This is a genomic window from Variovorax sp. PBL-H6, from assembly GCF_901827155.1.
Lineage (GTDB): Bacteria > Pseudomonadota > Gammaproteobacteria > Burkholderiales > Burkholderiaceae_C > Variovorax.
Map to the genome: position 1 here is coordinate 34,528 of NZ_LR594660.1, position 13,113 is coordinate 47,640.

Annotated in this window: 15 protein-coding genes; 6 read left to right on the forward strand and 9 right to left on the reverse strand. The window is 62.5% G+C overall.

Annotation, left to right across the window (positions count from 1 at the left end):
• Positions 1-28: 28 nt before the first annotated feature.
• From G3W89_RS28355 to G3W89_RS28365, 3 genes are all read right to left on the reverse strand, one after another.
• Positions 29-277 carry a hypothetical protein gene (locus tag G3W89_RS28355; RefSeq protein ID WP_068673658.1) on the reverse strand — a complete coding sequence of 83 codons (249 nt, stop codon included), beginning with the start codon at positions 275-277 and terminating at the stop codon, positions 29-31.
• 172 nt (positions 278-449) lie between these two features.
• Entirely contained in the window at positions 450-1,289 is an 840-nt protein-coding gene (dsbG, locus tag G3W89_RS28360; protein WP_068673659.1) for a thiol:disulfide interchange protein DsbG, read from the reverse strand.
• 66 nt (positions 1,290-1,355) lie between these two features.
• On the reverse strand, positions 1,356-2,408 hold the full coding sequence (locus G3W89_RS28365; RefSeq protein WP_068673661.1) for a Rad52/Rad22 family DNA repair protein: 1,053 nt from the start codon (positions 2,406-2,408) through the stop codon (positions 1,356-1,358).
• A gap of 374 nt (positions 2,409-2,782) precedes the next feature.
• Between G3W89_RS28365 and G3W89_RS28370 the strand changes: the two genes are divergently transcribed.
• Positions 2,783-3,244 carry a hypothetical protein gene (locus tag G3W89_RS28370; RefSeq protein WP_068673663.1) on the forward strand — a complete coding sequence of 154 codons (462 nt, stop codon included), beginning with the start codon at positions 2,783-2,785 and terminating at the stop codon, positions 3,242-3,244.
• Between the two features lie 56 nt (positions 3,245-3,300).
• Positions 3,301-3,684 carry a hypothetical protein gene (locus G3W89_RS28375; RefSeq protein ID WP_068673665.1) on the forward strand — a complete coding sequence of 128 codons (384 nt, stop codon included), beginning with the start codon at positions 3,301-3,303 and terminating at the stop codon, positions 3,682-3,684.
• A gap of 162 nt (positions 3,685-3,846) precedes the next feature.
• On the opposite strand, the gene G3W89_RS28380 is transcribed toward G3W89_RS28375, so the two are convergent.
• The 5 genes from G3W89_RS28380 to G3W89_RS28400 form a co-directional block, all read right to left on the reverse strand.
• Positions 3,847-4,698, reverse strand: coding sequence for a 3'-5' exonuclease (locus G3W89_RS28380; RefSeq protein ID WP_162571140.1), 852 nt, complete (start codon positions 4,696-4,698; stop codon positions 3,847-3,849).
• Positions 4,699-4,845: 147 nt separating this feature from the next.
• Entirely contained in the window at positions 4,846-5,649 is an 804-nt protein-coding gene (locus G3W89_RS28385; RefSeq protein WP_162571139.1) for a YcbK family protein, read from the reverse strand.
• Positions 5,650-5,737: 88 nt separating this feature from the next.
• Entirely contained in the window at positions 5,738-6,670 is a 933-nt protein-coding gene (locus G3W89_RS28390; protein ID WP_068673669.1) for a hypothetical protein, read from the reverse strand.
• A gap of 140 nt (positions 6,671-6,810) precedes the next feature.
• Positions 6,811-8,502, reverse strand: a complete 1,692-nt coding sequence (locus tag G3W89_RS28395; RefSeq protein ID WP_162571138.1) for a hypothetical protein — start codon at positions 8,500-8,502, stop codon at positions 6,811-6,813.
• 15 nt (positions 8,503-8,517) lie between these two features.
• Positions 8,518-9,879, reverse strand: coding sequence for an AAA family ATPase (locus G3W89_RS28400; protein WP_162571137.1), 1,362 nt, complete (start codon positions 9,877-9,879; stop codon positions 8,518-8,520).
• Positions 9,880-10,082: 203 nt separating this feature from the next.
• On the opposite strand from G3W89_RS28400, the gene G3W89_RS28405 reads away from it, so the two are divergent.
• The 3 genes from G3W89_RS28405 to G3W89_RS28415 all read left to right on the forward strand — a co-directional run bounded on the left by G3W89_RS28405 (position 10,083) and on the right by G3W89_RS28415 (position 11,362).
• Entirely contained in the window at positions 10,083-10,334 is a 252-nt protein-coding gene (locus G3W89_RS28405; protein WP_162571136.1) for a hypothetical protein, read from the forward strand.
• Positions 10,335-10,400: 66 nt separating this feature from the next.
• The gene (locus G3W89_RS28410) at positions 10,401-10,652 is read left to right on the forward strand and encodes a hypothetical protein (protein ID WP_162571135.1); all 252 of its coding nucleotides are present in this window, start codon (positions 10,401-10,403) and stop codon (positions 10,650-10,652) included.
• Between the two features lie 137 nt (positions 10,653-10,789).
• A complete protein-coding gene (locus G3W89_RS28415; RefSeq protein WP_162571134.1) occupies positions 10,790-11,362 on the forward strand; it encodes a hypothetical protein in 573 nt (190 codons plus the stop codon).
• Positions 11,363-11,381: 19 nt separating this feature from the next.
• Here the strand turns inward: G3W89_RS28415 and G3W89_RS28420 are convergent, their stop codons facing one another.
• Positions 11,382-12,215 (reverse strand): HAD family hydrolase, encoded by an 834-nt coding sequence (locus tag G3W89_RS28420; RefSeq protein ID WP_269475011.1) that lies wholly within the window; start codon positions 12,213-12,215, stop codon positions 11,382-11,384.
• 95 nt (positions 12,216-12,310) lie between these two features.
• Here G3W89_RS28420 and G3W89_RS28425 point away from each other — a divergent pair, with 95 nt between their 5' ends.
• Entirely contained in the window at positions 12,311-13,096 is a 786-nt protein-coding gene (locus tag G3W89_RS28425; RefSeq protein ID WP_162577692.1) for a glyoxalase superfamily protein, read from the forward strand.
• The last annotated feature ends 17 nt before the right edge of the window (positions 13,097-13,113 follow it).

A 13,113-nucleotide genomic window follows, 5' to 3' on the forward strand; every position in this document is an offset into this window, starting at 1 on the left:
GGCTGGCGTTAGTCTGAGAAGGAAAGCGTCAACTTGACGGCAAACGCCTATAGAGTCGGCCCGTCTCCGTGCGAAGAAGGCCGCTTTCCTCCAGCTCGCTGACCGTGGCGCACGATTGATGTGCATCCAGGTGAGGCTCGACCGTCTCCACCTCGAAGGGCGTGAACCGGAGCCCTCCGTGATAGAGGCTGTAGCCGTCGTAGTCGTAGCCAAGGCGCATGGCCTCGAGGGCCTCGACATATCCGCCCTTGCCGTTCTTGACGAGGAACGACGTCATGGAGGTATTCCTTCCTATTGTGCTAGTTAGTGCCTTTGCGGTGTAGGGACTTCGGAGCCTGAGGGGATGATGCCCGTGCCAACGAAAAGGCCTGCCTCGAGAGGCAGGCCTTTGCAGGAAGGGCGGTCTGTGCTGGGTCCGGTTGAGCCCCATGCTCCGCGCGTGCGCCTGCTCAGCGACGGAAGCGCTGCAGCTCCGGGTCGGTGATGGCCTGTTCGGGAAGGCCAGTGATGCCTGGCAGGTCCCTCAGGCCTGGCATACCGTCGACCTTTTGCACCTTGCCCTTGGCATCCTTGTAGAAGATGCCAGGCGTACCGCTCACGCCGAGCTCGACCATGAGGCTGCTGTTTGCGTCGAGGGTTTTCTTAGCAGACATGGGGATGCTCGCCAGCGGCGTGATGCCAACCTGGTTCTTCTTCGGGTCCCAGGTGCGTTGGTGCTCTGCAAAGGCCGCGACCGGGTCCTTCGACGTGAGGAGCGCCGCGGCCTGGCCGGGCGAGTTGCCGCCAAGGATGGCCACCGGCACCCAGCGGACTTGCAGCCCAACCTTTTCGTAAGGCTGCAGGGCCTTCCAAGCAAAGTGGCAGTAGATGCAATTCGGGTCCATGAAGGCATAGATGACCGACTTCGCAGCGCTGCCTTGCGCGCCCTCGTTGATGGTTTGCGTGCTCTCCAGGCGGGACCAGAACTTGTCGTAGTCCGGCTTCGGGGCGTACTTGTCGAGGTATTGCTTCGTCAGGTCTTCGCCCTTGGCGTTGCGCAGCATGCCCGCGAGCACGACTTCACCACCCGGCGGGGTGTAAGCCACCAGGTACTTGCCGACACCTTGCGACAGAATCCAACCGGTGAGGCCACCTGCGGCGTCGAACTTGTTCTCGACCTTCATGCCGCCCTGGATGGCCAGCTGCAAGGGAGCGGGGATTGCCGCCGGCGAGGTGGGCGTCGCATCTTGTGCGTGACCGGCCGCAACGAAACCGAAGGCGAGGGCGAGGGCGATGAGGGACTTCTTCATTTGCTTGTTCAGGAAATTTCAGGGAAGTGAAAGCCCGCACCGGTTAAGGTGCGGGCCGAATGAGGGTTAAGCGGCCTTCTTGCGGGCGTTCTCTTCGTCAAGGCACTTCAGCAGCCACTTCATGGCGGTCTCGTTGACCTTCTGCTTTGCCTTGTCGCCGTCGAGGTACTTCTTCAGCACTTCATACGGGAACTTCGGCACCTTCACGAGGATGTCCTTCACGAAGCCTTCTTCAGCGTCGCTCAGGGTCAGGTGCCCGTAGTCGAAGCCTGCAACGACCTTCGCGCCGGCCGGTGCCGTGCTGGCCGTGCCGCTGTCGTTCGCAGCGCCGTTGCCAGCCGCGCTGTCGTTCGCGGCAGCGGCCTTCGAGCCGGTGTCCTGGCCTGCAGCGCTGTCAGCAAGTGCATCTGCGCGTGCGCGGCGCTCGTCGTCAGCGCTGGTGTCCGGCACCGGGGCGGAGGTCTTTTGGACCTTCGTTTCCTTGGGCTTCGTCTCGGCAACCTTGACGGATTCCGTTACGGGCGGCATTGCCTTCACCTCGGCGACCGGAGTCACCTTGGCCTCAGCAACGGGGTTGGCTTGGGCGGGGACCTCGGCTGCGGTGTCCGTCGTCTTGCTCGACGTCGCACCGGCTTGGGCCTGTGCAATGGCAGCTTCGCGGTCGGCTTCCGGCAGGAACTGCGGCGGCAAGGTCGGTGTCGACACCAGTTCGCCGTTTTCGTCCAGGTCGACCACCGGCGCCTCGAAGGCGTAGAGGTAGCGACCGATGCCCCACATCACGGCGGCGCGCTTGAAACCGTCGCTGAACGCACCCTTGATGGCGAGTTCCTTGGCGTCGTTGTCCTTGAAGCTGTCGAACTGGGCGCCGTCTTCCTTCAGGACCCAGTGGCCGTCCAGGAGAATCTTGATGCCGGCGATGACGCCAACCGAGGACGGCTTCATCGTGACTTCCCAGCCCTGGGCGCCAACGACGGCATCCAGGCGGGCCTGAACGTCGCGCGCATCGATGTAGGGGAGGGCGAGGCCGCGGCGCTCGCTTTCCTTCTTGCCGGCGCGCCACTTGATGGCCGATGCAGGGAAGAATGCCTGGAGGTTTGCGATGATTTGCTTGGTATCCATATTGCCTTTGTGTGTGTTGAACCTGTTGGGAGAAGAGAAGCTCTACCAGCCACCTATAGCTAGCGGAAGAGGACCGTCTGTCTAGAAGACGCCCTTTAAATTCGGAAAGGCTAAAAATTTGGTGGGTTGGTTGCTAGACGGTTTATCGAAACAGAGAATCTGTCGAGGAACCACCTCCGGCAACTGGGTTCGGCGCCCCTTCGCGTCCGCCCGATGCCCTTCCAGGCGCGCCTGCTGCACTGCGGACGCAACATTTCAAGCCCGGCCGGCCTGCGTGAGTTCCTCCTTCGTGGCGGAGTGGTGGGCGGTCGACCCCTAAACCTCCTAGAACGCGTCTCGGACGGTTACGAGCCGCCGCTGCTGAGTTGCGCGCCATGAACCTCAGCCATATCGTCGCCGGGCTCATCTGCCTGCATTTCCTGACCACCAGGCGCATTGCGATGCTTGCGGTGCAGTCGCTGCCCTCCACGGTCGCGCACGAGCTTTCGCATTTCGTCGTTGCGTTGCTCCTTGGCTGCCGGCCAGCGGGCTTTTCGCTCATCCCGAAGCGGGTTCGCGACAACTACTGGGAACTCGGCTCTGTCACATTCACCCCAGGAAAACTTTCGACTGGATTCGTGGCACTGGCCCCCTTGTGGGTGCTTGGCGCCGCGAGCTATTGGATTCTCTGGCTCCGCCCATCGTCCGCCGCAATAGGAGAGGAACTCCTTTGGGGGATGGTGGGTGGAATCACCGCCTGGGCGGCCATTCCTTCCTCGACGGACGTGGCGGTTGCCCTGCGGTACCCCGCTGGTACAGCGCTCCTTGCTTGCATTTGTGCGCTGTTACTGGTTTAGCCCGGGCTCCGCCCGCCAGATGAACCTCCACGGCTAACGCCTATGGAAAGACCGCAATGACCGCAACCATCGTTCGAGCAACTGAGAAGCTCACTGAAACCGACCGCCGCCGCCTTGAGAGCTTCGCACCCCTCTTTGACATCAACATCGACCGCACCGCAGCCCCGGATACGTTCGTGGACGTTCGCGTTCTTGACCGTGGCGGCTGGCGGACTTCCCGCATCCCGGCCGCGCGCCTGCATACGCGTCTCCTGGCCGAAATCTGCGCCAAGACGCTGCGCTGGGTCTACTACCCGGTGGGACAGCCCTGCCAGGAAGCGCTGCTCAAGCTCACGGATGAGCGGGTCACCCGCATCTCGGTCTTGTACCAGCAGCAAAAAACGGTTCTTCTGGACCTCAGCGCCGACACGGACGACAGCCCGGCCCTTCTGGCCGCCTAGTGAAAGAAAAACGCCGGCATTGCCGGCGTTTCGAATTGTCGCTTCAGGTGGGCTTTCGAGAGCTCCAGTCCATGCCCATGCTACTGAGGGCCACGCGCAGCTGCACGTAGTCCAGCAGCACGCCTTCAGGCTTGCCGGACGCCAAGGCCTCGTACAGAGGCTTCAGCTTGCCGCCAGTGACGAGCTCACCGTTGACTTCAACAAGTGCTTCAGCAAGCCAATGCTGCGTGTCCGCGGCCGCGAAGATGGTCGGGTCGACCAGGCGCTCGTCGATGGCCCGGCGAGCTCGAAGCTCACCTTTTTTTCGTCCGTGACAAAGGCCTTGGCGAGTTGCGGGAGCGAGACCTGGGTCTTGTTCTTGACGAACTTCGCGATGGCTTGAGCTGTCAGCTTGTCGTAGGCCCCATCGGCCTTCGGGAGAATTCGGTCGAGGACCGCCTGCATCCCGTAGAGGTCGATGATTTTGTCCAGGGTCTCCACCGTCAGGATAACGTCGGCCTTGGCCCTGTGCGCTGCGCCTTTGGGGGTCACGCCGTACATCGCGGCCACCTCGACGAGCGTTCCCTTTTTGTTTTCAGCGCACGACAGGTTCAGGTGAAGGTCCCGGACGTCGAAGACGAACTTGAACTCGTCGATGGGGAATCCGTACCGCTCGTTCATGTCTTTGACGGCATGAAGGTCGAAGGTCTTGATGTTGTACCCGGTGAGCCAGGTGTCGCCGGCCATTCGACGGTAGTCGGCGGCGTAGCGCGCACCCCAAAGCTCTTTGTCGGCGACCATGCTCTGTGTGATGCCGGTCAGCTTTTGAGCTTCACGCGAGATTTCTCGCTCGGGGTTGATGAGGTGGCTGTAGATGGCGCCGGAGTCCTTGTCAGGCCAGACCCGGAAGCCGGCAACCTCGGTGATGCCAAAGTTCGCCATGCCGCGAAAGGTGGTGCACTCCAGGTCGAAGATGTGGATGCTGCGCCCCAAGCGGGCTGCCAGCTTGATGACGTGGTTGAATGAGATTTCCATGAACAGGGGGGGTTGGTTGTCCTGTTCACGTCTAGCGATTGCCCCCGCAAGGGGCGCTGGGCGTCTCAAATGAAACGGCGCTTGCCCATAGAAACTGTCATGGCCGTCCAGCCGAAGTAGGCCTATTGGGCCCGGCCATCCGTACCCCTAGCCTTTCCAGCTGCGCAGGCGCCCTGTATCGAGGTGCACGAAGCCTCTTTGCGGGTAGAAGCCCACACCCCCGCGCTGGAAGTGCATGCCAAGTTGGCCGAGGTGGGCGACCGGGATGCGTTGCATGTAGAGGTCGACCGCGCGCCCGTAAAGGTGCATCGAGTTCTTCGCTGCTCCTTCGGACTTCAGGCCATTGTTGGTCCCAACCGTCCGGTAGCCGGAGGTGATGATGATGGGGTAGTTCCAGTTCCAGGCCTCGTAGTAGCCAAGGATGCCGCGCAGAATGTCCAGGACCGCTGGGTCCATGTAGGTCATCATCTTGGCTTTGACGTCCCGTAGCAGGTTGCAGGCGGCCCAGTAGCCCTCAGGGACCAGCTTCCCGTCGCGCCAGTAGACGATTCGCATCCGCTCGGACGTGCCTTGACGTTGGAGGTGCAGCTCGCGGGGGCGCTCCCAGAAGTCTCCTGGGATTTCGCCAATCGCAAGGCGACGCATCGCCTGTTGCCGGGGAGCCTGAGGCAGCACCAGCTCCGCCTTGCCCTCTTCGACCGCCTGCGGGGCAGGGGCGTCTTCTTTCGCGGGCTCCGAGCCCACATCCGTATTGAACACCATCGCGCTGTTTGCCGGAGGGAGGAAGCCGGCAGCGGCCGCGCCGGCGGCCGCGCGCAGGAAACTTCGACGACCTTGGTCAAGGCCTAGTTCGTCGGGGTCGGGGTGGGCGAGGCTCGCATGCGGAGCATTCGCAAGGTTGAATGCACTCGGGTCAAGCCGCGCGAGCAGGTCGGGCGGGGGAATTCGCATGCGCCGTTTAGCGCACCCGCTTTAGCCACAGAAAAGCTCCTGCAGGCAAATGCCGGCAGGAGCTTTTGAAATCAGCGGGAGCGCGGGCCTACAGCGCGAACTCCAGCTTTGCGGGGGCGAGCTCATCGCGGGGTACGAAAGTCAGCGAGATGCCAAGCTCGTCCGCCATTGCGCGCGTACGCTCGAGCTGTTCGGCCCAACGGGCCTGGAACTCGGCCGAAGGAGGCGTCGTGACGACCTCCGAGGCGCCGACTGCAGCGATGGCGCGCAAGCATTCCGAGCAGGGCATTTCAGTGACGACAGCGACGCTGCCGGTCAGCAAGGGCCGTGCCTTGTTGTAGATGGCATTGCGCACCGAGTCCTCGACCCAGAACTGTCGTTCCTCGCCGTCGTAGCGGTGGCTCGCGCCATCATTGGAGCCGCGTGGCATACCACTGTAGCCTTCGGCGAGCTGGGTGTAGGTGCCCGGTTCGAGGAAGAGCGTAGCGCCGGCGCGAGGGTCCTTGGCCAGGTTTGCTGCCAAGGAGCGTGCATGCGCCAGGTATGCGGTCAGCTTGCGGGTGTGCCGTTCTGGGTCGCCGGCGACGACGCCTCCGCGGTACGACTGCACCTTGACCCCCGTTTCTGCGAACAGGGCGAGGGCTCGCTTGAGCCCATCTGTCGGCAGTTGGGTGTACGGGAACCAGAGCTCGCTGGCGCCCACCGCAATGACGGCGCGCGCGGTGCTCATCCCCGGCACTTCGGTTGTCAGGCAAATCGAGCCTCGAAGGAGCGGGCGGACGGCATTGAAGACACCGTTTCGCTCGCCGTGCTCGAAATACTCGTATTTCAGAGGCCGCTCGTGGCGCTCGGGAGCATCGTCGTCAGCCCCACGGGGCATGCCGTTGTAGCCGGCGGTCAGGATGGTGAAATCCGTTGGGTGCAGGAACAGGGCGCCGACCTTAGTCGAACGGTCCTTGGAGAACTCTCGGGCAAAGCTTGCGGCGTGCCGCAAGTACTTGATGGCTTTGTCTTGACGCATGGTCTTTCTGGTTTGGTTTCCTTGACCGCGTATAGGGAGTTGCGCCGGCGCGGGCCCACGCCCTAAACCGGCCGCCAAGCCAGCCAGCAATCTAGAAAAAAGCCTTGCCGCGGAGCGACAAGGCTTTGAAGAAAGGCTAGCTACTTTGTCTGCGCTAGCATGGCGTCGACCAAGTCCTCTGCGCAGGTGCGCAGCACGGCCTTATCGAAGTACGCCAGGAGGCCCGCCAGGAGCGACTGGTCGAAACCCGCATAGAGGCCCCAGGTGTAAACACCCTGCGCGTGCAGTTCCGACTTCTTGATGCGGTGGTCCGTGATGTGTCCGTCCGTGTAGACGAACACGTAGTCCGCCTCCTTGCACAGCTTCATGTTTGCGCGAATGGCCGCTTCCAGCCCCTCGGCCCCAAACTCGGCACCGATTCTGGACGTGGTCTCGACCTGCATCGGAAGCTCATAGGTCTCGTGGATTGGCCCTTTTTCGACACCCGTGAGGACGACGTGTCCGGAAAGGAGCCCCTTGCGTGCCAGCTCCGAGAGCGCGGCGACCAGGATGCGTGCCTCATTGATGTGGAGGCCGTCATTCATGCCCATAGAGCCGGAGCAATCCACCACAATCACGATTTTCTTCTTGGCGCGGCCCTGCAACTCCACCTTTCGGTAGGGCGCGCGGCCGACCGCGAAGTGCCTCGCCGAAACCCGCCGCTGTGGCGTCAAGGTCGAAATATGGCGGCTCTTCGATTCGAAGAACTTCCTCAGCTTTTGGAACACCGCATCCACCCTTGACGGGTCCACGTAGTGCTCCGCGTCACCGAGAACGGTGCCTTTTTGCGACACCGGGACGTCCTTAGACGCGTCGTCTTCTGCCTCGGTGCCCTTCCCCCCGCTTCCTCGAGGTGTTTCGCCGCCCATCATGGGCTTGGCATCCTTGTCGAACTCCGCGAGTGCTTCGGGGCTCGCTTGCAGCCCCTCACCCAGTTGGAGGTCCGAAGAAATTCCCGGAAACTGGCCACTGCCAGGCGGACGCTCAGGCGGCAGGCCAAACTCGGCAATCCACGCCTTGATGATGGGCATAAGGTCCATCGAGCCGCTTACGGCGACAGCTCGCGCATAGAACAATGCAACCTTCGGCAGCCAGACCTTGAGCGCCGACTTGACGTCGGGCTCCAGGCGCAGACCCGTTGCGTCGATGGCAATGGGTCCGTCGGGCCGTCCTGCCTTCTTTGCGTTGTAGGTCCAGGCGTCGAGGTCAGCAGTCACGTCGTCCAGTGCGCCTTCGCGCTGTATCAACGCGAACAGGACGCTTTCCGGTCGGCTGTTGAAGTCGCCGTCCTCCATGAGGCGCCATTCGAACTGGTAACTTGCCTCACGGCGATACCGGTCCTCGATATACGCATCTTCGAACAGATTCCAGAGCGAGAACGGGGCCTTCATCTTCGCCAGAGCCTTCTTCGGGACCGTTAGGTCTCGAATCGTGTACAGGGCGTGTGCCCGCTCGTGGTGATAGTGGTTGGCGATGTACTTTTCTTGCAGCTCGCTCGAGAGCTTCAGCTTGACCATGTCCTTCTCGAACAGGTCCGCCCCGATGTAGATTCGATGCGGCGGCAGATGCACCCAGCATGCCGTGTCGAACGCAGGCTTCATTTTCACCACCTGCTTCTCGCCCAGCGTTATCGGGCCGAAGATTGCCGCCTGAATGGCGCGGTCGATGCATCCTTTGAAGAACTGGTCGGACAGCGTGTACCGCCGAGGTGGCGGGGGTGGCGGCGGAGGCGAAGGCGCTACCGGCGCGCCACGTGGTCGCGGGGAGAGCCCTGCGAAGGAAAGCGCGTGCATTGATAGCTCCTTTTGTTAAGGGAAGTCTTTGTCCAAAGTCGCCGTCACGAACGTCACCTGCTCTGCGACAGGTTTGCCCTCGCTGGTGCGCGCAACCCACAGAAGAATCTGCGAGCGCAGCCCCTTGACGACGTCCTCATCGACCACCGCCAGCTCGAACGCGCGAGCCATGGTTCGGGTCGTCGGGATGTTTTTCACCAGCCCGTTGTTCATCGCCTCACCCATGTGCTTGAAGAACTTGAGAGCCTTCGTCACCTCGGTAGCGGAGAGCCCGTTCTTGACCGCAATCCCCGTGAGGATGCGCTTCAGTTCAGCCTCGTTCGTGTCCTTGCGCAGCACGATGAATCGCTCGGCCAACGCCGGGTCACAGTCATCCACCGCATATTCGGAGCCCACGTTGGTGGTCGCCACGACACAGAGGTTTTCGACCGGGCATTCGAGCGTTTCTTCGCTCGCGATGCCGTCTTCCACAGATACGATTCGACCGGTGCGCAGCCGGTACACCCCGTTGTCCGGCGAGAACGCCGTCAGCAGGATGGAAAGCTCGCGATTGGGGATGCGCAGAATTTCGTCCAGCACCAGCACCGTCTTGCCCTTCTGAGCTTTGCGGAACGCCTCGGAAAGCGGTCCGTCCTTCCACACCATCTGGCCAGGGCCGTATGGCACAAGAAAGCCGAGCAGGTCGGGCGCCTCGATACCTTCGTGCCCCGGGCATTCCACGTACGGCAGCTTTCGGCTGCGCGCGAACGCGCGAGCTTCGAAGGTCTTACCTGCGCCGCGGTCACCCTCGTAGAGCACCGGCACTCGGAAGGCCAGGTCGGCAAGGGTGTAGTGCTTCGAGGACGCGGCGGCCGTTGGCGGGACGCCGCTCGCAACGGCCTTGTAGTCCGTTGCCAGCTCGGTCGCGAAGTCCGGGTTGTTCGTCTTCAGGTGAAACAGGAACGTTTCGACGTGCTTGCAAATCTTGTTGCTTCGCATCAGCCGCCAGAAGTTGCAGCCCGTCGACTCCGGCATTTTCGCGAAGCCTTCGGACATCATTTGGGCAATCAGCGTCCTCGGGTCGGAAGTTCCTTCCGCCGCCTTTTTGCAGCGCTCCTTCGCTTGCGCGTCGGTGAGGTCCTTGCCTTCGGAGAACTTGTCGCCACACCACAGGTTGTAGGTCGGCGCTCCGGCCAGTTCCCGATAGGATACGAAGACCGTGTGGTCGCCTGTCGGGGTCGTCACGCGCGCGCGGTAGGCCGCAGCCAGCGAGACGGACTTGTCGGTTATGTCTTCAAATGGGTAAAACAGCTTCTCGAGCTGGGTCACCGTGCCGTCCACGTGAGTGGAGCTGTTCACGAAGAGGTCGAGCTCGAGAGCCGTCTTGTTGTATTGCATGGTTTTCCTTGGTTATGTCCTGCGCCGTATAGCTAGCGGGGCAGGGCAGCCGAGGAAGGGTTTAGGAGAGCCCGCCGGCGGGTCCGCCAGGCTGCAGGCCGGCGGCCTAAGACCGGTCCTGAGCGCCCCTTTCGGGCGCCAATGTTCACTGGGCGAGGGCAGGGCGCTATACCTCTCAGGCCAACCAGACAAAAGGACAAGTCATGCCGAACCAAGAAAGTCAGCACTCCGATTGGCACCGCAAGGGGCATTTCGCCGTCGTGACCCCGCGGCCCCACAATGCCGTCCTCTACGACACCTTCAGCGACACGGCCTACGGCGCCCGCGCGGCCTTCGTTCGCGAGCACGCCCTCATTTGGTCGAACGCCCTGAAGAAGGGCTACACCATGGCCGAGTTCGCCAAGGCCGGTGTGGTCGTCGACACGCGCCAGGCTCAGGCCGTCGAAGAGGGCTGAGGGGCGGCGTCCCCTCCCAAGACCCAGCGGACATTGCTACAGGGAAGACCTCACGTTCACCAAACGATGCACCAAATCAACAAGCAGATATTCAAGACGCCCAGCGGAACCGTCCGCGGGATGGCCCAGCTCGAGGTCGGGCTCAAGGGCAAGACCGAGACGGTCATCAAGGCTACGTTGCTGACGGACAAGACGCCTGACATCAGCATCAAGCTGCCGTCGCGTCTCACACCCAGCGATTTGCGCGCTCTCGGCGCCGGCGTCCTGGCTTTTGCTGACAAGCTCGACGAGCTCGACGCGCTCCGGACCGCTGTCTAGATTCGTTTCGCTCATTCCAAAGCCCTGTGACCTGTTCACAGGGCTTTTTCCACGCTGGCCCGCACGAACGGTGGCGGCCGCGGGCTTGCCGCGCCGGCAGAACGGTGGGACCATCCGCGTCCCAGGAGGTACCCCTGATGCCAAACCCGACGCCATTCGTTGCCGCGAAAAAGAAGGTCCACAACCGAGGGGTCGCACCAGATGCCTTCCTGGACGAAATCGTCGCATGGGCCAAAACCGCTCCCGACGACATCTTCGCACCTCGACCGCAGCACGAAATCTATTCCGACGTTGCCCCGGTGCTCGGCCCCTTCACGCCTGGCGATATGCGCCAGAGGAGGGCGGTCATGCTTGAGGTGTTACGGGTGCTCGCCGGCTACGAGAGTTCCTGGAAGTGGACCGCAGGCGTCGATACGACGAACCCGGACTCGAACACGCCGTGCACCATCGAGGCTGGAATCTTCCAGGTCTCGGGTAACTCCATGAATTTCGACCAGTCCCTCAAGGACCTGGTGCGAGCCGCCGCCGGCACTCTCGATTGCGAGGCGTTCCAGGCAGTCACCAAGGCCAACCATGCGTTCGCCATCGAGTACTGTGCCCGGCTCCTGCGGTTCACCCTGGAGCACCACGGCCCCATCCGAGACAAGCACATCCACCAATGGCTGAGCAAGGAAGCTGTCGCCGAGTTCGAAAAGGCTCTCGCGTCTTGAAGCTTGCCCCCAGGGCGGGCTACCGCCCGCGCTGCTGCTCGGCAAACGCGTGAATGGCAGCCAGCACCTCCTCGGCGCTCGTCGCGGCCCGAAAACGGCCCGCTTCGTGCGGCGTCAAGACTTCAGGCGCCTGGCCTGGCAACAGGAATTGGATGCACAGCAGCCCCGCGTCCAAGGCTGCCCGGACACCGGGAGGGCTGTCTTCCACCGCAACGATGACGAGCGGGCCGGATTTTGTCGACAAAAACTTATCGGCCAACAGCGCGGCCCCTCGCAAATACCCCTCAGGGTGCGGCTTTGACTGCGTCACATCGTCTGCCGTCAGCACGAAGGCGAAGTGCTCGCTGGCCGGGCCCACGGCTTTGAGGTTGGCAGTCACCTGGGCAGGGATGCCGCTCGTAACCACGCCCTGGAGAGCTTTGGCGGATTCGAGCTGTCTGACCACCTCTGGTATCGAGCCTCGGGCTTCGATGCGGTGTGCTTGCGCCAGGTAGTGGTCGAGGAGCAGAGCGAGCCACTGGTCCAGCGAGAGTACCTGCTTGATTTCAGGGCGAATGCTCACCAGCCAGTGGTAGACGTTCTTGTCGCCAGCGCCGTATAGCGGCATTTGGGCCTCCACAGGCGCGCCTTCCGCTCCAGGCACGGTGAAGCGCTGTACCGTCGAGAAAGCAGCTGCGGGAATCTCGACGCCGCAGCGGCGCGCCACCGCGACCAACTTCTCCATGTGAAGTGGCTCGCTGCGCACAAGGACGCCGTCGACGTCCCAAAGGATACCTACGCCGGGGAGGGCGGGTAAGACGGGGAGGTCACTCCTGGCGGGAGCGGCTTGACGCAAAGCAGATAGTTGGGGCATGCACCGTCTAGCAAGGAGCCCCTGAAAGCCGCACCTCGCGATACACTCCGGAATAGTGGGTAGCAGCCCCGCCGTTCGCGCCTCCTCCAGGCTTGGTGAATCTGCTCTTCGAACTCTTGTCGCCACCTTGGTTTTCCCAGGCCGGCGTAATGCGAACAACGCCTGTTGATGTGCCTGGATATGGAGAAACCATGGAATTCAAATCGACGCATACGCATGACTCGCTTTACAGCCTCAAGGCTCAGGCGGAGGCATTGCAGGTGCAAGCCAACGCCTCAGGGCACCCGCTCAAGCGAGCCGACGCATTGGAGGCCGTCGCAAAGCAGAACGGCTTCAGGGACTGGAATGCGGCCGCGGCGGCCGGCAAGGCCGGAAGGCTCGTCGCAGGCTCGGATGCCGCGCCCTGGACAACCATCGACGCACCGTTGCCCCAGCTTCGGTTGCGCGTGCAACGACCAGGGGACCAGAGCCATGCAGCGGTGGTTGAGCTCATGCGTTGGGCCAAGCAATTGGATTACATCGGCGACCACGTATCGGACGACCCAGGCGTGGGCGACCTGATGGCCCACATCGGAGGTGACATCCCGTACGTGTTCGTCCGTGACCCTGGGCGATTCGAGGACGACCTGTTCCACCTTTGCGACCGGGGTTACGACGACATTGAAGGCGTGGTGTTCACGCGGGAGCAACTCGAGGAGTCGGGGGTCGTCGCATGGCAGAAGCTTCGTGGCTCCCACGACGGCGACAGGATGTTCTCAGTCGTGGACGACAACTTGCGAATGCACTCCGACCGCGTGGAGCTCAAACAAGCCGCGCGTGTTGTCGCGAGCATCGCAATGATGGCGGACCAACTGAGCGACGCGTCAAGGGCTCGCCCTTAGAGGGCCGAGCCGAACTG

Excerpts from the sequence above, each read along its gene's own strand:
- G3W89_RS28355 (WP_068673658.1), bottom strand. The coding sequence starts at position 277 with ATGACGTCGTTCCTCGTCAAGAACGGCAAGGGCGGATATGTCGAGGCC.
- dsbG (WP_068673659.1), bottom strand. The coding sequence starts at position 1,289 with ATGAAGAAGTCCCTCATCGCCCTCGCCCTCGCCTTCGGTTTCGTTGCG.
- G3W89_RS28365 (WP_068673661.1), bottom strand. The coding sequence starts at position 2,408 with ATGGATACCAAGCAAATCATCGCAAACCTCCAGGCATTCTTCCCTGCA.
- G3W89_RS28370 (WP_068673663.1), top strand. The coding sequence starts at position 2,783 with ATGAACCTCAGCCATATCGTCGCCGGGCTCATCTGCCTGCATTTCCTG.
- G3W89_RS28375 (WP_068673665.1), top strand. The coding sequence starts at position 3,301 with ATGACCGCAACCATCGTTCGAGCAACTGAGAAGCTCACTGAAACCGAC.
- G3W89_RS28380 (WP_162571140.1), bottom strand. The coding sequence starts at position 4,698 with ATGGAAATCTCATTCAACCACGTCATCAAGCTGGCAGCCCGCTTGGGG.
- G3W89_RS28385 (WP_162571139.1), bottom strand. The coding sequence starts at position 5,649 with ATGCGAATTCCCCCGCCCGACCTGCTCGCGCGGCTTGACCCGAGTGCA.
- G3W89_RS28390 (WP_068673669.1), bottom strand. The coding sequence starts at position 6,670 with ATGCGTCAAGACAAAGCCATCAAGTACTTGCGGCACGCCGCAAGCTTT.
- G3W89_RS28395 (WP_162571138.1), bottom strand. The coding sequence starts at position 8,502 with ATGCACGCGCTTTCCTTCGCAGGGCTCTCCCCGCGACCACGTGGCGCG.
- G3W89_RS28400 (WP_162571137.1), bottom strand. The coding sequence starts at position 9,879 with ATGCAATACAACAAGACGGCTCTCGAGCTCGACCTCTTCGTGAACAGC.
- G3W89_RS28405 (WP_162571136.1), top strand. The coding sequence starts at position 10,083 with ATGCCGAACCAAGAAAGTCAGCACTCCGATTGGCACCGCAAGGGGCAT.
- G3W89_RS28410 (WP_162571135.1), top strand. The coding sequence starts at position 10,401 with ATGCACCAAATCAACAAGCAGATATTCAAGACGCCCAGCGGAACCGTC.
- G3W89_RS28415 (WP_162571134.1), top strand. The coding sequence starts at position 10,790 with ATGCCAAACCCGACGCCATTCGTTGCCGCGAAAAAGAAGGTCCACAAC.
- G3W89_RS28420 (WP_269475011.1), bottom strand. The coding sequence starts at position 12,215 with ATGCCCCAACTATCTGCTTTGCGTCAAGCCGCTCCCGCCAGGAGTGAC.